At 29.4% G+C, this 19,175-nt stretch carries 16 protein-coding genes; 12 read left to right on the forward strand and 4 right to left on the reverse strand.

Annotated features, from left to right (window positions below; all coding sequences use genetic code 11):
- Nucleotides 1-69 precede the first annotated feature (69 nt).
- The gene (locus FMM56_RS00210; RefSeq protein ID WP_150139269.1) at nucleotides 70-459 is read right to left on the reverse strand and encodes a hypothetical protein; all 390 of its coding nucleotides are present in this window, start codon (nucleotides 457-459) and stop codon (nucleotides 70-72) included.
- A gap of 371 nt (nucleotides 460-830) precedes the next feature.
- Here FMM56_RS00210 and FMM56_RS00215 point away from each other — a divergent pair, with 371 nt between their 5' ends.
- Nucleotides 831-2,942: a TonB-dependent receptor domain-containing protein gene (locus FMM56_RS00215; protein WP_190318996.1), complete on the forward strand. Its 2,112-nt coding sequence runs from the start codon at nucleotides 831-833 to the stop codon at nucleotides 2,940-2,942.
- On the opposite strand, the gene recR is transcribed toward FMM56_RS00215, so the two are convergent.
- Genes recR through FMM56_RS00230 form a run of 3 tightly spaced genes read right to left on the reverse strand, consistent with a single transcriptional unit; the run spans nucleotide 2,939 to nucleotide 5,414 of the window.
- A complete protein-coding gene (gene recR / locus FMM56_RS00220) occupies nucleotides 2,939-3,517 on the reverse strand; it encodes a recombination mediator RecR (protein ID WP_150139278.1) in 579 nt (192 codons plus the stop codon). The two genes, FMM56_RS00215 and recR, sit on opposite strands and share 4 nt — an antisense overlap.
- 2 nt (nucleotides 3,518-3,519) lie before the next feature.
- Nucleotides 3,520-4,746 (reverse strand): ArsS family sensor histidine kinase, encoded by a 1,227-nt coding sequence (locus tag FMM56_RS00225; protein ID WP_150139280.1) that lies wholly within the window; start codon nucleotides 4,744-4,746, stop codon nucleotides 3,520-3,522.
- Nucleotides 4,743-5,414 carry a response regulator transcription factor gene (locus tag FMM56_RS00230; RefSeq protein ID WP_150139282.1) on the reverse strand — a complete coding sequence of 224 codons (672 nt, stop codon included), beginning with the start codon at nucleotides 5,412-5,414 and terminating at the stop codon, nucleotides 4,743-4,745. Before FMM56_RS00230 ends, FMM56_RS00225 begins: the two co-directional genes overlap by 4 nt.
- A gap of 119 nt (nucleotides 5,415-5,533) precedes the next feature.
- Here FMM56_RS00230 and dnaJ point away from each other — a divergent pair, with 119 nt between their 5' ends.
- The 11 genes from dnaJ to pglF are packed head-to-tail and all read left to right on the forward strand — an operon-like array spanning nucleotide 5,534 to nucleotide 19,115.
- A complete protein-coding gene (gene dnaJ, locus FMM56_RS00235; RefSeq protein ID WP_150151323.1) occupies nucleotides 5,534-6,643 on the forward strand; it encodes a molecular chaperone DnaJ in 1,110 nt (369 codons plus the stop codon).
- 49 nt (nucleotides 6,644-6,692) lie between these two features.
- Nucleotides 6,693-8,390, forward strand: a complete 1,698-nt coding sequence (locus tag FMM56_RS00240) for an ABC transporter ATP-binding protein (RefSeq protein ID WP_150139286.1) — start codon at nucleotides 6,693-6,695, stop codon at nucleotides 8,388-8,390.
- Entirely contained in the window at nucleotides 8,387-9,448 is a 1,062-nt protein-coding gene (locus FMM56_RS00245; protein ID WP_150139288.1) for a glycosyltransferase, read from the forward strand. Before FMM56_RS00240 ends, FMM56_RS00245 begins: the two co-directional genes overlap by 4 nt.
- Complete coding sequence (locus tag FMM56_RS00250; RefSeq protein WP_150139290.1) at nucleotides 9,441-10,361, forward strand: glycosyltransferase family 2 protein; 921 nt, start codon at nucleotides 9,441-9,443, stop codon at nucleotides 10,359-10,361. The genes FMM56_RS00245 and FMM56_RS00250 overlap by 8 nt, the downstream gene beginning before the upstream one ends.
- Nucleotides 10,358-11,455: a glycosyltransferase gene (locus FMM56_RS00255; RefSeq protein WP_150139292.1), complete on the forward strand. Its 1,098-nt coding sequence runs from the start codon at nucleotides 10,358-10,360 to the stop codon at nucleotides 11,453-11,455. Before FMM56_RS00250 ends, FMM56_RS00255 begins: the two co-directional genes overlap by 4 nt.
- 3 nt (nucleotides 11,456-11,458) lie before the next feature.
- Nucleotides 11,459-13,834 (forward strand): STT3 domain-containing protein, encoded by a 2,376-nt coding sequence (locus FMM56_RS00260; protein WP_150151326.1) that lies wholly within the window; start codon nucleotides 11,459-11,461, stop codon nucleotides 13,832-13,834.
- 1 nt (nucleotide 13,835) lies between these two features.
- Nucleotides 13,836-14,954: a glycosyltransferase family 4 protein gene (locus FMM56_RS00265; RefSeq protein ID WP_150139296.1), complete on the forward strand. Its 1,119-nt coding sequence runs from the start codon at nucleotides 13,836-13,838 to the stop codon at nucleotides 14,952-14,954.
- Nucleotides 14,947-15,549, forward strand: a complete 603-nt coding sequence (gene pglC / locus FMM56_RS00270) for an undecaprenyl phosphate N,N'-diacetylbacillosamine 1-phosphate transferase (RefSeq protein WP_150139298.1) — start codon at nucleotides 14,947-14,949, stop codon at nucleotides 15,547-15,549. The genes FMM56_RS00265 and pglC overlap by 8 nt, the downstream gene beginning before the upstream one ends.
- Nucleotides 15,536-16,120 carry a NeuD/PglB/VioB family sugar acetyltransferase gene (locus tag FMM56_RS00275; RefSeq protein ID WP_150139300.1) on the forward strand — a complete coding sequence of 195 codons (585 nt, stop codon included), beginning with the start codon at nucleotides 15,536-15,538 and terminating at the stop codon, nucleotides 16,118-16,120. The genes pglC and FMM56_RS00275 overlap by 14 nt, the downstream gene beginning before the upstream one ends.
- 49 nt (nucleotides 16,121-16,169) lie before the next feature.
- On the forward strand, nucleotides 16,170-17,330 hold the full coding sequence (locus FMM56_RS00280) for an aminotransferase class V-fold PLP-dependent enzyme (RefSeq protein WP_150139302.1): 1,161 nt from the start codon (nucleotides 16,170-16,172) through the stop codon (nucleotides 17,328-17,330).
- 3 nt (nucleotides 17,331-17,333) lie between these two features.
- Entirely contained in the window at nucleotides 17,334-19,115 is a 1,782-nt protein-coding gene (pglF, locus tag FMM56_RS00285) for a UDP-N-acetylglucosamine 4,6-dehydratase (configuration-retaining) (RefSeq protein ID WP_150139304.1), read from the forward strand.
- Nucleotides 19,116-19,175 lie beyond the last annotated feature (60 nt).

Here is a 19,175-nt window from a genome sequence, read left to right on the forward strand (position 1 = left end):
ATTTTTAAAGAAAATAAGACCTTAAAAGGTCTTATTTAGTGCCACAATCAAAAACAGTGGCCTCTATTTTTAAGAATAAGCTTTAGTTGAATTTGGGACACAAGCAATGGATTCAGGTGAACAAAATGTTTGCTCGCTAGTGATTGAAAGTACTATTCTTTTATTACTAGCATTTTTACCTATAACATCTAAAGCATTATTTTTTAAATCATTTATGGCTCTAGTTTTTAATTCACTGATCCTACCTCTTTCAAAATACTGACTAGCCCCACCACTTAATGTTATAGTATCATTTCCTTCGATATTTCCTAGCGCCTTACAATCATAAGGGGCAGTTTCACTAGTAGCTATGCTTTTTGCTACTGCTTTTAAGGCAACTGGTTCATGGTCTACAATCATAGCAAAACCACAAGCACAAAAGCTGCAAGCTATAGCATAAGTAAGAATTTTTTTATACATTTTTTCTCCTTAGATATAATTTTTAGCGTGATTACACGTTTTTTTTAAATTTTTCTTAAAATAGGCATAAGAAATTTATATTTTTAAAAATAGATTAGAAAAAGGGGTGCAAATTTTAGAAAAATGATTTTAAAAATTTTGATAATATAAATTAAAATTTTAAAGCTATTTTTTAAAATAAATGATAATATATTTTAAATTTTTTTATATAAATAGGGCTTTTAAAGTCATTATTGTTACAAAATAAATTTATTAATAATTATTATTAAAAATTTATTTTTTTATAAGCATTATTATTTTAAACTCGATTTTTTTAAAATTAATTATCAAAAAGGAGAATATAGTGAGTAAATTCACAAATGGGGGGGGGTATGCGTAAGCTTAGTTTTTGTGCTATTTGTGCTCTATTTTTTGCAAATGAGGTATTAGCTAATGAAAATTTATCTAGCGAGGGTAATTTTACACTTAAAGAAGTTGTAGTTAGTGCAACGGGTTATGAACAAGATGTAAAAGACGCCCCTGCTAGTATAAGCATTATACCTAAGGAAGATTTTTTAAATAGACCTATTAGGGACTTAGGTGATATAGTAAATGAGGTGCCAGGCGTAGCTACCACGGTTACTAAAACGGGGGCTACTACTATACAAATGCGAGGTATGAGTAGTGATTATACCTTGGTGTTAGTAGATGGAAAAAGAATGAATATGTCTACTGGCTTTGATGGTAATGACTTTGATGCGACAAGTGGTTTTATACCTCCTGCTAGTATGATAGAAAGGGTTGAAGTTATAAGAGGTCCTGCTTCTATCATTTATGGAAGTGATGCTATGGGTGGGGTTATAAACATTATCACTAAAAAGAATGTAGATAAGGTAAGTGCTAGTATAAGTGCTGAAACAAGACTTCAAGAACACCACGGGCGTTGGGGTAATGTTTATGGCTTAAATGGAAATATTTTTGTACCCTTTAGTGAAAGCTTTTTACTCAATTTAAGGGCTAAGTACTTTGAAGGAGAAAAAAATAGATTTTATATTAGTGAAATTCCAAATTATACTACAACAAGTACAAATCCTTACACAAGCCATTCTCCAACAGGTTATACAAATTATTCATTAGGTACTAGGCTTTCTTATTTTTTGGACCCTTATAATAGCTTTTATATAGACTTTGATTATGGCTTTCAAAGATTGGGTTCACTTAATACTTCTTCTTCTCAAATTACAGCAGTAAGAGAATATCATAAGTATAATCTTGTTTTAAATCACGATGGTGAGTATGATTTTGGTAAATTTAACAATTATATTCAGTTCTCAGATACCATTAAAATGCCAGAAATAGTTGGAATAGGCGATAATTCAGGTCCAGCAAATCACGCATCTTTAGTTTATAATCAAGCAATAGCTTATGGTACTACCTTTACTACGGATTTGGATTTTGAAAATTATGGGGCTTTAATCTTAAATATGGGTCCTTATTTTTTCTATGAAAAGCTTGTAACTAGGTCAAATAGTTTTAGAAAGGATGCTTGGCAAGGGGCTATTTTTGGTGAGGGTGAGTATTTGATTAATGATTATGTCTCAACTACGGCTGGAATTAGAGTAAATGAGTTGCAAACCTATGGTACTCATGTAAATCCTAGATTTTATGTAAATTTTTATCCAAGTTCTTGGCTTACCTTTAAGGCAGGAATTGCTAGTGGCTTAAAATCTCCTGCCCTTGAAACTAGATATGATGGGATATATGATACTGCTACTAGTAGTACAGGCTATGATTATTATGGTAATACAGAACTTGACCCTGAACAAACTTTAAGCTATGAGTTAAGCTCTATTATAGAAAGTTCCTTTGCAAATTTCACTATAACAGGCTTTTATACTACCTTTAAGGATGCTATAAATAGTAAAATTTATCAAAATGGAGAAGAATTACCTTTTGGATATGGAACTTGTAATAGTAGTGTAGGTACAGGTTGTTCTTTGTATGAAAATGTGGACGAGGCAGTGTCAAGAGGTATAGAAATAGCTATGAATTCTAAGGCACTTTTTTCAAATATAATCCCAAGGGGAATTTGGCTTGATTTTAGCTACGCTTATACTGAAACAGAACAAAGAACAGGGGATAATAAGGGCTTAGCCTTAAATGATATCCCAAAATATAGTCTTTTTTCAAAGCTAACCTATAAAGGCACTAATTGGGACCTTTTTGCAAGATATTCAGGTAAATTAAAAACTCCTACTGATAATTCTCATACTGCAAATGTGGGACCTGGTGCTTATTTTAAAAATATGCATGTTGTGGATTTGGGAGCTGATTATCGCTTTAAAAATGGTATTACTATAAGTGGGGTTATAAATAACTTGTTTGATAAAGACTTTGTGGATTATTTTACCTATCAAGGTACTCGTGGTACAAGTTACTCAAATAACTATCAAAGAATGATACCGGGTAGAAATTTCTGGTTAAATGTTAGGGCTGATTTTTAATCTTCAATCTTAACGCGATTAGTTATAGCCTTGCTAAGTGAGATAAAATCTACATTTTCAAGGCTAACCCCACTTTGAATTCCTTGTGCTATTTGACTAAATTTTAAATTTAAAAATTTTAATTTATCTTCTACATAAAAAATAATCGCATCGCTGTTAATACTTGCAGTTATAGCAAAAAATAACTCATTTGCCTTTGTATTTTGTATCATTGAGATTAATTTTTCAATGTTTTCATTGCCTAAATCATTTAGCACAAAATAAAGCCCGTTATAACTTTTGCTTTCTTCAAGTATTAAGATATCCTTTGGGTTTTGTACTATGCAAATGATATTGTTATCTCTGTTTTCATCGCTACAAAACTCGCAAAGTTCGTTTTCACTAAGACCTCCGCATTGTTCGCAAAATCTTATAAATTGCAAGCCATTTTCTATATTATTTGCTAGTTTTAAGCCTTGAAATTTGTTTTCAATACATACAAAATAAGCAAGTTTTACTGCTGTTTTTTTACCAATGCTAGGTAAGCCCTCAAAGCTTTTAATTACTTCGTTAAATTTTTCTAAACCATTTTTCATTATTAAATTTTATCAAATATCACCTTAAAGCAGTGTTTTTTGTTTTCATAGGCATATAATAAATCAAAATTATGCATTTTACAAATTTCATTTATTATATAAAGTCCAAGGCCGGTCCCCTTTACCTTTGAATTTTTATCTCTTGCAAATGCCCCTAAATAATAAGAAAAATCTTCTTTTAAGGGCTCACCCTTATTTTTAATCAAAAAATACTTTCCATAGCACTCAAGTTCGCAACTATTATCGCTTGCATATTTTAAGGCATTATCAATTAAATTTTTTAAACACAAAGAAAACATTTCCATATCTACATTTAATAAAGCATCTTTCATTATCTTAACGCTTACTATCTTTTCAAAATTATCTTGCATTAAAAAGGTTTTGGCTTCTTTTAATATAGAAGTAAAGCTATGTTTTTTAAAATCTAAATTATAATTTTTAGAGAATAAATACTCAATCTTAGCAAATTCATTTATCAAAGAATCAAGCCTTTTAAAAATTTTAACGAGTCTGTTTTTTTGCCTGTTTTCAGTTATTAACTCAGTTACTATTCTACCTTTTCCAATGGGCGTTTTAAGTTCATGCATTATCATTCTTAAAAAAAGTTGACGAGAATGTATTAATTCTTGATTTTTATTAAAACTTTTTTTAAATTCATTTGCTATTTTTCCTATCTCATCATTTTTATAATGGCTAAAATCAACGCTTTTTCCATTATAGGTTGCACTAATTTGAAATTTTAAAGTATTTAGTGGCTTTAAGGATTTTAATATAGAAAAATACATAAACACAAGAAAAGAGCTAAAAACAATAAAGCTAGTTAACAAAAGCTTGTTAAAACCATAATCTAAATCGTGTTTGAAAATTCCATTAAGGTCTTCGCAACTTACGTCAAAATATAGATTTTTTTGAAAGCTTACAGATGAGAGTATACAATTTGCATTGTTAGCCATAAATATAACCTGACCCTTACTTCTAATATCTTGTATAAGTCTAGCATTATTTATAGTTATAAAGCCACTAGTATTTAACTGCGTTTTGATATTGTTTTCAAGCTCACTTGTGTAATTATTTAGCAAATTTTTAATTAAATTTTCTTGCCTAAATCTTTCTTCGCTATCTTTAGTATTTATTTCAATGTATAGTAAAAGTACAAAGAAAGCACACATTAAAACAAAAATACTAACAAACAAAATATTTAATTTTGAATGTATAGAATAATTTTTCATCCTATAAGCTTATACCCTATGCCCCTTACTGAAAAAATATGAGTAGGATTTTTAGAACTATCACCTATCTTTGTCCTAAGTCTTCCTATGATAACATCTAGGCTTTTTGAATCCTTATCTTTTAAATTCTTACACCTGCTAACTAGTTGTCTGCGAGAGATTGAATATCCGTGCTGAGAGATTAGGTATTCTAAAATTTCATATTCTGCTGGAGTTAGGGTTAAGATCTTGCCCTTATATGAAATCTCATGTTTTTTATCATCTATGCTAAAGGCTGAATTTATAGCTTTATAAGAGGTGCTTTCTACCCTTTTTGCCCTTCTTATTAGGCTAATAATCCTTGCGTACATTTCTTTTGGGTCGTATGGCTTTGGTAGATAATCATCAGCCCCAATTTGTAGACCCACAACCTTATCGCTTAAATCACCTCTAGCTGATGAAATGATTATAGGAATATTACTTCTTTGGCGAAGTTCTTTACAAATTTCAAGCCCGTCAATTCCTGGCAAGGTTAAATCAAGTATCAAACAATCATAATTTGAGATATTATTTTGTAAAGCTATCTTTGGGTCTTCGTAATTTGTAATTTTTATATTAAATTGTTCCAAATACTCAGAAAGTAATTGAGCAAAATCGGGGTCATCTTCTATCATTAGCACATTAATCATTTTCTCTCCTTAGAATTACTACAGAAATTTAAAAAAATCAAATTTCTTTTGCGATTTTATCTAAATTATATTGTAAATTTGCTAAATTACATTTTTTATTTTTTTAAAAGGGTAAAAAAGTGGAATTAAGTTATTATGAAATTTTGCAAATTTCTCAAAGTGCGGATAAAGAAACCATAAAAAAGGCTTATAGAAAATTAGCCTTAGAATATCACCCTGACAGAAATCAAGGCAATAAAGAAGCAGAAGATAAATTTAAATTAATAAACGAGGCCTATGAAATTTTAAGCAATGATGAGAAAAGGGCAATTTATGACCAATATGGCAAAGAAGGGCTTAAATCAGCAGGTGGCTTTGGTGGAGGTTTTACTGATTTTGATGATATAAATGATATTTTTTCAAGCTTTTTTGGAGGTGGGGGTTTTTCAAGAAGAAAGCGTGCAAATGAGACAAATTTTGAATTAGATTTTGCTATTTTAGTACAACTTAGTTTTAAAGAAGCTGTTTTTGGTTGTTCAAAAAAGGTAGATTTTACTTATAAGAAATTTTGTCAATCTTGTAATGGTACAGGGGCAAAGGATGGCAAAATGAAGACTTGTACTAAGTGTGATGGCAGGGGTCAAGTTGGCATGAGACAAGGCTTTATAACCTTTGCCCAAACTTGCCCAGCTTGTAGGGGTAAGGGCGTTGAGGTGGCTCAAAGTTGTCATGATTGTAGTGGTAAGGGTTATAGCGAGTTAAAGGATAGTGCAGAGTTAAAAGTACCAGCAGGCATTGATACGGGTATGAATTTAAGGATACAAGAAAGAGGAAACATATCAAAAAATGGCAATCGTGGTAATGTTTATGTAAAAATTCAAGTTGCACAAGATGATACTTTTTACAGAGATGGCGATGATATTTATATAGAATTTCCTGTGTTTTTTACCCAAGCAATACTAGGGCAAAGCATAAAGGTACCTACCATTAGAGGAGAAGCTGTTTTAAATTTGCCAAAGGGTGCAAAGGATGGTCAAAGATTTGTTTTAGCAAATGAGGGAGTAAAGAATTTACATTCTGATAAACTAGGCAGACAAATAGTACAAATTGCCATTAAATTTCCTAATTCAATCAATGATGAACAAAAAGAATTACTAGAAAAATTAAGCGAAAGTTTTGGGATAAAGGATGGAATGCACCAAGAACAACAAGGCTTTTTTGAAAAAATTGCAGCCTGGTTTAAAAATTAATTGTTAAGGAAAAAAGGTTAAAATTTAAGCTTTTAAAAAGGGGATAAGGTTGTTAAAAAAGCTTTTTTTTATACTAAGTAAGGAAGATAAGCACTTTTTATTTTTATTGTTAATCTTTTCAATCTTTATTTCTTTTATTGAAAGCTTTGCAATATCCTTAATAATGCCCTTTGTAGCCTTAGCAAGTGATTTTTCATATTTTCAAACAAATAAATTTTTATCTCAAATTCAATCCTTTTTTGACTTTAGTCCTTATGAAATGGTACTTTATTTTGGCGTATTTTTAGTTATATTTTATCTTTTTAGAGCCCTTTTAAATGCCTTTTATTTTCATCTTTTAGCCTGTTTTTCAAAGGGTAGGTATTGCAATCTTTCTTATAGGTTATTTGCTAAGTTTTTAAATATAAATTATGAAGAATTTACTCAAAGAAATCAATCTGAAATTTTAAAGACAATAACAGGCGAAGTTTATAATCTAAGCACTATGTTATCATCGTTTTTATTAATGATGAGCGAAGTTTTTGTAGTATGCTTACTTTATATTTTAATGCTTTTTATAGATATAAAAATCACGCTTTTATTAAGCTTATTTATGCTTGTAAATGCCTTTATTTTAATAAAAATTCTTTCACCAATTATAAAAAAGGCAAGTGTAAGAAGAGAAAGTGCTATGAAGTCTTTTTTTGAAATTTTAAACACGAATTTAAACAATTTTAAATTTATCAAGTTAAAAACTAAAGAAAGTGGGGTTATAAAGCTTTTTAAGGACCAAGCCTTTGTTTTTTCAAGGGCAAATATCACAAGTGAAAGCATTAACGCTATACCTAGAATTTATCTTGAAGGCGTTGGTTTTTGCGTTTTGGTCTTGCTTGTTTTGTTTTTACTTATTCAAAACAAGGGCGATATATCAAATTTTATGGCTACAATATCTGTTTTTGTACTAGCCCTTTATAGACTTATGCCAAGTGCAAATCGCCTTATTACAAGTTATCACGATTTGCTTTATTATAAAAATTCCCTTGATATTATTTATGAAAATTTATTATTAAAAGAAGAGAATTTAGGCGAAGAAAAGATAGAATTTAATAATGAAATAAGGGTTAAAAATCTTAGTTTTGCTTATGAAAATAAGGATTTTTTATTTAAAAATGTAAATTTTACTCTTAAAAATGGTGAAAAAATCGCCTTTATAGGTGAAAGTGGATGTGGGAAAAGTACTTTTGTGGATTTATTAATAGGGCTTTTAAGACCAAAGGCTGGGGAAATTTTAGTAGATAATAAGACTTTAAATAAGCTTAACTTAAAAAATTATCGCACAAAAATAGGTTATATCCCTCAACAAATTTATCTTTTTAATGATAGCATTAAAAATAATATTTGCTTTGGAGATAGTCTTGATAATGAAAGGTTAAGCGAGGTTATAAGACAGACAAATTTAAAGGAATTTATTGATTCTTTACCTAACGGGCTTGATACCATGGTAGGAGATAGTGGCAATAATCTAAGCGGAGGACAAAGACAAAGAATAGCCATTGCAAGGGCTTTGTATTTAGAACCTGAAATTTTAGTTTTAGACGAGGCCACTTCTGCACTTGATAGCAAAAGCGAGGAAAAAATAATGCAAGAACTTTATAAAATTTCAACTAATAAAACTATGATAATAATCGCACACAGACTTAGTACCATTACCCAATGTGATAAAATTTATCGCATTGAAAATGGTTTAATTAAAAGTGATAAGCAATGAAAATTTGTTTTATTATAGCTACCTTAAATGCAGGTGGGGCTGAAAGGGTCTTGGTAACCTTGGCCAATGCTTTTAGCAGCGAATATGAAGTAGAAATTATTAAATTTTATCCACAAGATTCATTTTATGCATTAAATGAAAATATCAAAATCACAACCTTAAAAAATTTCAAATTTAATAATATTTATAATAAAATAGCAAGTCGCTTTAAAAAAATGTTTGCTATAAGAAAGGCTTTAAAAGAAAGCAAGGCTGATATTTTTATATCTTTTTTAGATACTACAAATATACCTTGTATAATTGCTAAATTTAATCTTAAAACCCCTTTGATAATTTGCGAACACAGCTCAAAGGGTTATTTAAAGTCTAAATTTTGGCGTTGTGCAAGATATATATTTTATCCCTATGCAAATGCCCTAACCGTGTTAAGTACGGGCGATAAAAAATATTATGAAAAATTTGTAAAAAATGTGCATGTTATGTTAAATCCTTGTCATTTTGAGATTACAAATAATCTAAACAAAGAAGACTTAGTACTTTTTATAGGAAGACTTGATATAAATAAAAATGCAGCTATGTTTATAAAAATGATAAAAGAACTTGATGAAAATTTACAAAAAAATACAAAATTTATAATTATAGGCGATGGGGATGAAAGAAAGAATTTGCAAAATTTAGCCACTTTTTTAAATGTAAGGGTTGAGTTTTTAGGTCAAATTTCTAATGTTAAGCATTATTATGAAAGGGCTAAGGTTTTGTGTCTTTGTTCTTTTATAGAGGGGCTTCCAACTGTGTTAATTGAAAGTTTATATTTTGAGGTGTGTAGAATTTCAAATAGATATGAAGGAGGCTGTGAGGATTTAATAAATGATAAGGTGGATGGCTTTTTAGTAGATAATGAAAAGGCTATGGCAGACGCACTAAGTGTTATTTTAAAGGATGAAAATTTAAGAAAGCAAATAATAACAAATGCAAAAAAAAGATGCGTTGATTTTGAACTTTCAAATATAAAAAATAAATGGCTAAAATTAATACAAGGAGTAATTAATAATGCCTAAGCTTTCAGTTATAATCCCAACCTATAAAAGACCTAAGCTTTTAAGTAATGCAGTTAAAAGTGTGCAAAATCAAAATATAAAAGATATACAAATAATAATAAGCGATGATAATTCAAACGATGAAACAAGCGATATTGTAAAGGCATTGCAAAAAGAAGATAGTCGTATAGAATATGTATTAAATAAAAAATATAAATCAGGACCAAATGGTAACAAAAATAACGGGTTTGATTACGTAAGGGGCGAGTTTGTATGCTTTTTAGATGATGATGACATGCTTTTAGAAAATGCTTTTGATATTTTATTTGAAAAAATTAATCAGGGCTATTCTCATGTCTTTGGTAATTGTTTTTTTAAAAGGGGTGAGATTTTAAGTAATGAATTTAGTGGCTATGGCTTTGATAGAGATTGTGAGGTAAGTAAAAAGGACTTTTTAACTCAAAAATTTATAGGGGAGTTTTTTTCTATCTTTAAAAAATCCTTGCTTGATAACAATCGCTTTAACGATGAGTTTTATGGAAATGAGGCCATTTTGTGGGTGAATTTATATAAGGAAAAAAGTTTTTATATACACAAGGCCTTAAGAATTTATACTATAAATCAAAATACTAGCGTTACAACTCATTCTTATAAACATGCTTTAAGGGTGTTTAAGGGCTATTTAGAGATGGCTAGGATTATAGAAGAAGAATTGATTAAAACAGGTGATAAGGATTATAAAAAAGCATGTGCTAAAAATTATCAAATGGCTGCTTATTATGCAAAATTTGCAAAGGAATATAAGCTTATGTATAAGTATTTGTTTAAATCTTTAAGCTTGAAAATGGATATTAAAACTTTTATATTACTAAGTTTAAGTATAATGCCAAATTCATTAATAAAATTTTTATCAAGGATTAGGGCAAAGCTTTGAAAAAATTAGGAATTTTTATTTATTCTCTTGGTAGTGGTGGGGCTGAAAGGGTAGTAGCTACCTTGCTTGATTATTTAAATTTGCATTTTGAAGTGCATATTATTTTAATGAATGATAAAATTTCTTATGATATAAGTGGGGTTAAAATTCATTATTTAGAACACTCAAGCCCCAGTGAAAACAATATTTTAAAATTCTTAAAACTGCCCTTTTTAGCCTTAAAATATAAAAAACTTTGCTTAAATTTAGACATAAATACCCAGTTTGTCTTTTTAAATCGCCCAAATTATATAGCCTTACTTGCTAGAATCTTTGGTTTAAATGTAAGATTAATTATAAATGAATGCACCACACCAAGTCTTATGTATAAGGGCTTTTCTTTAAATTCGCTAATAAATAAATTTTTGATTAAAAGCCTTTATAAAAGGGCTGATTTAATCTTGCCAAATTCAAAGGGTAATGAATATGATTTAGTACAAAATTTTAATATAAACCCTAATAAATGCAAAATTCTTTATAATGCCATTGACTTAGAAAAAATAAATCAACAAGCCAAAGAAGAATTGCCTTTTGAGGATAAATTTATACTAAGTGTTGGAAGACTTCATAAAAGTAAAAATCACGCCTTATTAATCAAAGCTTATGCAAGGTTAAATACGAATTTAAAGCTTGTTATTTTAGGCGAGGGCGAGTTAGAAAATGAATTAAATGCTTTAATTAAGAATTTAAATTTAGAGCAAAAAGTATTTTTACTAGGCTTTGATAAAAATCCTTATAAATATATGAGTAAGTGTGAATTTTTTGCCTTTGCCTCAAGCTTTGAGGGCTTTTCAAATGTTTTAATTGAAAGCCTTGCTTGTGGTTGTGCTGTTGTTTGTAGTGAGCATAAAAGTGGGGCAAAAGAACTTTTTGAGGATAATAAATTTGGGCTTTTAGTTGAGGTAGATAATGAAAATTCCATGTTTAAGGGTTTGCAAAGAATGTTAAATGATGATGAGTTAAGAAATGCTTATAAAGTAAAGGCAAAAATAAGGGCTATGGACTTTGATAAGGATAAAATAGCTAGGATTGCTTTAAAATATTTATTAGGGTAAAAAATGAATATTATAAGATTGATATTAAAAAATGAGAATTTACAAGCCTTATTGCTTATAATCTTTGCTTATGCTTTTAGCGTTTTAGCTAGATTTTATTGGGTTTTATGGGCTGGGGGCTTTGAACAATTTTATTTTAACAACCAATTAATGATTATTTCAAATGATGGTTATGCCTTTGCTGAGGGTGCAAGGGATATGATAGCAGGATTTCACCAGGAAAATGATTTAAGCTATTATGGAAGTTCGCTTTCAACTCTTACTTATTTACTTTATAAATTTAGCCCCTTTCAATTTGAAAGCATACTTTTATATATGAGTACCTTTTTTTCATCCCTTATAGTAATACCTATAATATTAATCGCAAAAGAATATAAAGTCTTATTTATGGGCTTTATGGCTGCCATTATAGCTTGTATAGCTAAGAGTTATTATAATAGGACCATGAGTGGATACTATGATACTGATATGCTAGTTATAGTTTTGCCTATGTTTATTTTATATTTTATGATAAGACTTATTCTAAGAAAAGATGATTTAATGCTTTTAGCCCTACCACTTTGTATAGGAATTTATCTTTGGTGGTATCCATCAAGCTATACTTTAAATGTTTCATTAATAGGGCTTTTTTTAATTTATAATTTTATTTTTCACAGAAAAGAAAAGCTTTTTTATATGGCTGTTATTTTAAGTGCGATTTGTCTTTCAAATATAGCTTGGTTTTATCAAAGTGCTATCATAGTTTTATTATTTACTTTCTTTATCTTAAAAGAAAAATATTGCAATTTTTTATTTTTAGGAATTTTAGGACTTTTAACTTTAGTATTTTTAATTTTTAGTGGTGGTATTGACCCCATACTTTATCAGCTAAAATTCTATATTTTTAGAGATGATGCAAGCACCTCTTTAACTCAAGGTTTTGTGTATTTTAATGTAAATTTAACCATACAAGAAGTAGAAAGCATAGACCTTGATACCTTTATGCAAAGAATTAGCAATAATGCTTTGATATTTTTAGCATCATTTTTAGGATTTTTATGGCTTGTAAAAGAACACAAAAGCATGATTTTATCCTTGCCTATGTTAGTACTTGGCTTTTTAGCCTTAAAGGGTGGACTTAGATTTACTATTTATTCAGTACCTATCATGGCCCTTGGCTTTGGCTTTTTAAGCTTAAAATTATTAAATTTTTTAAAAAGTTTTAACTTTAAAACACTCATTCAAAAAAGGCTTTATCAACTCAGTATTTTTGCCTTTTGTTTAGTAGTTTTATTAATAAGCGTAGTTATATTTTATAAGGAATTATTAGAATATGAGTTTTTACAAAATGAACTTGGCATTAATAATAAGCTAGATTATACTTTTTTAAGCTTTATTTTTGAACATGAACTCGTTTTTAGCATTATAGTACTTAGCTTTTTTATGTTTTTTATCCTAGAATTTATTTATAGAAAGAAAAAAGAATTATTTCAAACTTGCTTTATTGTTTTAATGCTTGTTTTATCTTTAACTTACGCCTTTAAGCATATTTATGAGTACAAGGCATCAAGCGTATTTACTCAAAGTGAGGCCCTGCTTTTGGATGATTTATGGGCTGTGGCAAAAAGGGATGATTATGTTATAGCTTGGTGGGATTATGGCTATGGAATTCGCTATTATAGTGATGTTAAGACCTTAGTTGACGGGGGCAAGCATTTGGGTAAGGATAATTTTTTCCCATCCTTTGTTTTAAGTAAGGACCAAATTTCAGCAGCAAATATGGCAAGACTTAGCGTAGAATATGTAGAAAAGGATTTTAAAGAACACTACACGGATATTTTACAAGCTATGATGAGAGATTATAATCAAAGCAATGTTGATTTATTTTTAGACTCTTTAAGCGATAAAAAATTTAAATTTAAGGGTGAAAAAACAAGGGATATTTATATTTATATGCCTACAAAAATGGCGTTAATCTTCCCTACTATAGCTAGTTTTTCTAATATTGATTTAGAAAGTGGAAAATCCATGGGCTCATTTTTTGCCCCATCTTATGTGCAAGGTTCTAACAAGGGTCAAATTTATTTAAATAATGGCATAATTTTAAGCGATGATTTTAGATATTTTATCCTAGATGATGATATTTATACCATTAATAGCTTTGTAGAGATTAATTCTATTCGCCAAAATGAAAATAACATAGTTTCTATTGATAAAAATGCCAATTTTTATTTGTTTTTAATCAAAGATACAAGCTTACAAGCTAGATTTATAATAATGGATAAAAATATGTATAAAAGTGCTTTTGTGCAAATGTTTTTCTTTTCAAATTATGATAATGACTTGTATGAGTTAGTTATGAATACAAAAGATGCTAAGGTCTTTAAGCTTAAGGATTAAAATGAGAGTTGGAATTTTAAGCCATAGTGGTATGAGTGTTTATCATTTTAGAAAGGCCTTAATCTTAGCCTTGCAAGAAAGAAAGGACGAGGTTTTTGTGATAGTTCCAAAAGATGATTATGCTGATAAATTGCTAAATTTAGGCTTTAAAGTGGTATTTTACGACCTACAAAGAAACTCACTTAATCCTTTTATAGTATTAAAAAATTTCTTTTCTTTAAAAAAGGTTTTAAAGTCCTTAAATTTAACTCTCATTCAAACAAGTGCCCATAAAAGCAATACTTTTGGCATAATAGCTAGTTTTTTAGCAAAAATTCCTTATAAAATCGCCCTTGTAGAAGGGCTTGGTTCTTTTTATGTAGATAATAATTTTAAAACTAAATTAGTTCGTTTAAACATAAATTTATTGTATAAAATAGCCTTTAAAATCGCAAATAAATTTATCTTTGTAAATTCAAGTGACGCACAATTTATGCAAGATTTAGGACTTAAACAAGAAAAAATTTGCATTATAAAATCTGTTGGAATAAATTTAAAAAGGTTTTTTCCTTATAAAGTTGATAAGGATGAATTTTTAAAAGAGCATAATATGCCTAAAAAGCCTATAGTTTTAATGGTTGCAAGGGTGTTATGGCATAAGGGTATTAAGGAATTTTACGAGGCAGCCTTTGCTTTAAAGGATAAGGCAAATTTTATTTTAATCGGGGGTAGGGATGATAATAGTTCTTGTGCACCCTTAGAATTCTTGCAAAATGGAGCAGTTTATTATCTAGGACAAAAAGAAAATATAGAATATTTTTTAAATTTAAGCGATATTTTTGTGCTACCTTCTTATAAAGAGGGTTTTCCTATCAGTGTTTTAGAGGCTAAGGCCTGTGCTAAGACTTGTGTGGTAAGTGATGCACAAGGTTGCGTTGAAGCCATTAGTAATGGTTATGATGGGCTTTTATCAAGGGTTAAAGATAGCAAGGATTTAATAAACAAAATCAATCTTTTATTAGTTGATGAAAAACTTCGTTTAAATTTGGGTTCAAATGCCTTTAAAGAGGCCATTAAATTTGATGAAAATGAGATTGCAAAAAGATATTTAAGCTTGTATAATAAGGTTGTTAATGTATAAGAATTTTTTTAAAAGGATACTAGATTTTTTAGGGGCTTTGTTATTGCTTATTTGTTTTTCACCCCTTATAATTATAATTTTTATAGTGCTTAAAATTTTGCAAGGAAGTGCTATTTTTACGCAAGAAAGACCAGGACTTCATGAAAAAAGTTTTATTATTTATAAGTTTAAAACAATGAGCGATGAAAGGGATGAATTTGGTGCTTTATTACCCGATGAACTTCGCTTAAAGCCCTTTGGTAAGTTAGTAAGGAGTCTAAGTTTAGACGAGCTACCCCAGCTTTTTAATGTCTTAAAGGGCGATATGAGTTTTATAGGTCCAAGACCTCTTTTAATGGAGTATTTAGCACTTTATAGTGATATGCAAAGATTAAGGCATAATGTAAGACCGGGCATTACAGGCTGGGCACAGGTAAATGGAAGAAATGCTATTTCTTGGGAGAAAAAATTTGAACTTGATGTGTATTATGTGCAAAATTGTTCTTTTATCTTTGATATAAAGATATTTTTTTTAACCATTTTAAAGGTCTTAAAAAGAAGTGGGGTAAATAAAGAAGGTCATGTTACAACGGAAAAATTCAATGGAAAAAACTAAAAAAATTTATATTTATGGAAGTGGAGGCCATGGCCTTGTAAGTGCTGATGTGGCTAGGGCTATGGGTTATAAAAAATGTATTTTTTTAGATGATAATAAGGGGCTTAAATTTGATATATCTTTACCAAAATATGATATTTTCATAGCAATAGGTGATAATAAGACTAGGGAGAAAATTTTTAAAAGAGTTAATAAATGTGGCTTTAACATAGTAAGTTTAATTCATCCAAGTGCGATAATTTCTAAAAGTGCTAAGATTTCAAAAAAAGGTGTTTTGATTATGCCACAAGTCATAGTAAATGCAAGGGCTAACATTCAAAAAGGAGTTATCTTAAATTCAAGTTGTGTAATAGAACATGAATGCAAGGTAGCAGAATTTTCACATATTAGCGTAGGGGCAAAATTAGCAGGTAATGTTAATATAAAAAAACGTTGTTTTTTGGGTATAAATTCGGCTATCTTGCCAAATTTAAGCTTAGAAAAAGATAGTATCTTAGGTGGAGGTGCCTTGCTTTGTAAAAGTGCTATAACAGGCATTTATATAGGCGTTCCAGCTAGAATCAAAGAATAATATTTAATTAATTTATGCTAAAATATCTAAATTTTATAAAGGCTTAGTTATGAGATTTTTTTTATCGCCTCCTCATATGAGTGGCAAAGAACTTACTTATATAAAAGAAGTTTTTAAAAGTAATTATATAGCCCCCTTGGGTGAGTATGTAAATCGTTTTGAAGAAAGCATTAAAAACTATACTAAAAGTCAAAATGCCCTGGCTCTAAATTCAGCCACGGCCGCACTTCATTTAGCCTTAAGGGTAAGTGGGGTAAAACAAGGTGATATTGTCCTAGCATCAAACTTTACCTTTATAGCCTCGGTTGTGCCTATTTTATATTTAAAGGCTAAGCCTGTTTTTATTGATTGTGATGAGAGTTTTAATATAGATATTGCTTTATTAAAAAAGGCTATTAAAGAAAGTAAGAAGAAACCAAAAGCCCTTATTTTAACGCATTTATACGGCAATGCAGCTAGAATGAAAGAAATAGTTAAAATTTGTAATGACGAAAAGATTGTTTTAATAGAAGATGCAGCCGAGGCCTTGGGTAGCTTTTATAATGGTAAAGCCCTTGGGACCTTTGGGAAATTTGGAGTTTATAGCTTTAATGGCAATAAAATAATAACTACTTCTGGTGGTGGAATGCTAGTTTCCCCTAATACAAAAAAGCTTGAAAAGGCTAGATTTTATAGTACTCAAGCAAGAGAACCTTTCTTGCATTATGAACATAAAGACTATGGCTACAATTATAGGCTTAGTAATGTTTTAGGGGCAATTGGCGTTGGTCAAATGGAAATTTTAGAAGAAAGGGTGATTAAAAGAAGGCAAATTTATGAGTGGTATAAAGAATTGTTAAGTCCTTATTTTACTTTTTTACCAGAACTTAATAATTCAAGAAGTAATAGGTGGCTAAGTACCGCTTTGATAAATTTTAACGAAAACAAGCTTTTTACTAAGCAAAAATGTATTAAGGCAAAACATAAAAATTTAAAAATAAATCCTAAAATTTTAAAATTAATAGATGATTTAAAAGAACAAGGCATTGAAAGTAGGCCTCTTTGGAAACCTATGCACGCACAAGCTGTTTTTAAGGATGAAAAAGCCTATATTAATGGGAATAGCGAATTTTTCTTTAAAAATGGAATTTGCTTACCAAGTGGTACTGCTTTAAATGAGAATGATATAAAAGAAATTTGTGAAATCATTATAAAAAGCATTGAAGGCTAGGTTATGAATTTAGCTTTAAGAAAAACGCAAAGATTAATCTTTTTTTTAAGCTTAGATATTATTTTATTAAGCCTTTCTATATACTTAGCCTTTGAGTTAAGATTTAGTGGAGAAATAGGGGAGGAATTTTACCCTGGCTTAATAAAGGCATGGATTATTTTACTTATCTTAAAGCTTTATTTTTTGTATTTATTTGAAATTTATCGCGTTGCGTGGAGATTTTTTTCACTAAGCGAGGCTAGGAAAATTTTCTTTGCACTAGCCTTAGCAGAATGTGCTTTTTTAATCATCTTTTATTTTTTTAGTGATTTTTTTAATCCCTTTCCAAGAAGTGTTATAGGCATTGATTTTGTACTTTCTTATATGTTTATAGGCACCTTGCGTATATCAAAAAGAATGCTAATTGATTTTAAACCATCTCGCTTAAAGGATGAAGAAAGGCCTTGTATAGTGGTAGGTGCAACCTCAAAGGCGTTGCATTTGTTAAAGGGAGCAAAAGAAGGCTCACTAGGACTTTTTCCTATATGCGTAGTTGATGCTAGAAAAGAATTAATTGGTACTTATTGTGATAAATTTATAGTACAAGAAAAAAGCGAGATTAAAAATTATGTAGCCCAGGGTGTTAAAATAGCTATAATTGCTTTAAAGCTTGAACAAGATGATTTAAAAGCCTTGTTTGATGAGTTAATATCTTATGGGATAAGCGATGTTAAGCTTTTTTCTTTTACAAATAATGAGACAAGAAATATAAGCATAGAAGACTTACTAGCTAGAAAACCAAAGGACTTAGATGATAGTGCTGTAAAGGCATTTTTAAAAGATAAGATTGTTTTAGTAAGTGGGGCAGGTGGTAGTATAGGCAGTGAGTTATGTAAGCAATGTATTAAATTTGGTGTTAAAAAGCTTATAATGCTTGACCATAGTGAATATAATTTATATAAGATAAATGAAGATTTAAATAAATTTAAAGATAAAATTGTACCTATTTTGCTTTCTATATTGGATGAAAAGGCAGTTGATGAGCTTTTAAAACAAGAAAGACCTGATTTAATACTTCACGCAGCAGCTTATAAACATGTACCACTTTGTGAGCAAAATCCACATTCTGCCGTGCTTAATAATATCTTAGGTACAAAAATTTTAATAGATTTAGCTAAAAAAAATCAGGTTAAAAAATTTGTAATGATTAGCACAGATAAAGCGGTCAGGCCAACTAGTATTATGGGTTGTTCTAAAAGGGTTTGTGAACTTTATACCTTAAATTCAACTAGTGAAAATTTTGAAGTAGCCAGTGTTCGCTTTGGAAATGTTTTAGGTTCTAGTGGTAGTGTTATACCTAAATTTAAGGCACAAATTGCAGCAAATGAGCCCTTAACCTTAACTCACCCTGATATAGTTCGTTATTTTATGTTAGTTGATGAGGCCGTGCAATTGGTTTTACAAGCTAGTGCTATTGCTAGGGGTGGTGAGCTTTTCGTGCTTGATATGGGAGAGCCTGTGAAGATTATGGATTTAGCTAAAAAAATGCTTTTATTATCAAATAAAGAGAATTTAGAGATTAAAATAACAGGTCTTAGAAAGGGAGAAAAATTATTTGAAGAACTTTTGATAGATGAAGAAGATACAAAAACAAAGTATGAAAGTATTTTTGTCACAAAAAGTCAAAGCATGGATTTAAATTTTTTAAATGAAAAAATCCAAGAATTATTAAAAAATGAAAATATAATTGATATTTTACAAAGCATAGTACCTGAATTTAAGCATAATAAAAAAGACGGAAACTAACCATTGTTTAATAAAAATTGCTATAATTTTGCAATTTTTTACTATTAATTAAAAAAAAAT

It is taken from the genome of Campylobacter sp. LR264d (assembly GCF_008633895.1).
Lineage (GTDB): Bacteria > Campylobacterota > Campylobacteria > Campylobacterales > Campylobacteraceae > Campylobacter_D.

Excerpts from the sequence above, each read along its gene's own strand:
- FMM56_RS00275 (WP_150139300.1), top strand. The coding sequence starts at position 15,536 with ATGGAAAAAACTAAAAAAATTTATATTTATGGAAGTGGAGGCCATGGC.
- pglF (WP_150139304.1), top strand. The coding sequence starts at position 17,334 with ATGAATTTAGCTTTAAGAAAAACGCAAAGATTAATCTTTTTTTTAAGC.
- pglC (WP_150139298.1), top strand. The coding sequence starts at position 14,947 with ATGTATAAGAATTTTTTTAAAAGGATACTAGATTTTTTAGGGGCTTTG.
- FMM56_RS00225 (WP_150139280.1), bottom strand. The coding sequence starts at position 4,746 with ATGAAAAATTATTCTATACATTCAAAATTAAATATTTTGTTTGTTAGT.
- recR (WP_150139278.1), bottom strand. The coding sequence starts at position 3,517 with ATGAAAAATGGTTTAGAAAAATTTAACGAAGTAATTAAAAGCTTTGAG.
- FMM56_RS00245 (WP_150139288.1), top strand. The coding sequence starts at position 8,387 with ATGAAAATTTGTTTTATTATAGCTACCTTAAATGCAGGTGGGGCTGAA.
- FMM56_RS00260 (WP_150151326.1), top strand. The coding sequence starts at position 11,459 with ATGAATATTATAAGATTGATATTAAAAAATGAGAATTTACAAGCCTTA.
- FMM56_RS00265 (WP_150139296.1), top strand. The coding sequence starts at position 13,836 with ATGAGAGTTGGAATTTTAAGCCATAGTGGTATGAGTGTTTATCATTTT.
- FMM56_RS00280 (WP_150139302.1), top strand. The coding sequence starts at position 16,170 with ATGAGATTTTTTTTATCGCCTCCTCATATGAGTGGCAAAGAACTTACT.
- FMM56_RS00210 (WP_150139269.1), bottom strand. The coding sequence starts at position 459 with ATGTATAAAAAAATTCTTACTTATGCTATAGCTTGCAGCTTTTGTGCT.
- FMM56_RS00250 (WP_150139290.1), top strand. The coding sequence starts at position 9,441 with ATGCCTAAGCTTTCAGTTATAATCCCAACCTATAAAAGACCTAAGCTT.
- FMM56_RS00215 (WP_190318996.1), top strand. The coding sequence starts at position 831 with ATGCGTAAGCTTAGTTTTTGTGCTATTTGTGCTCTATTTTTTGCAAAT.
- FMM56_RS00230 (WP_150139282.1), bottom strand. The coding sequence starts at position 5,414 with ATGATTAATGTGCTAATGATAGAAGATGACCCCGATTTTGCTCAATTA.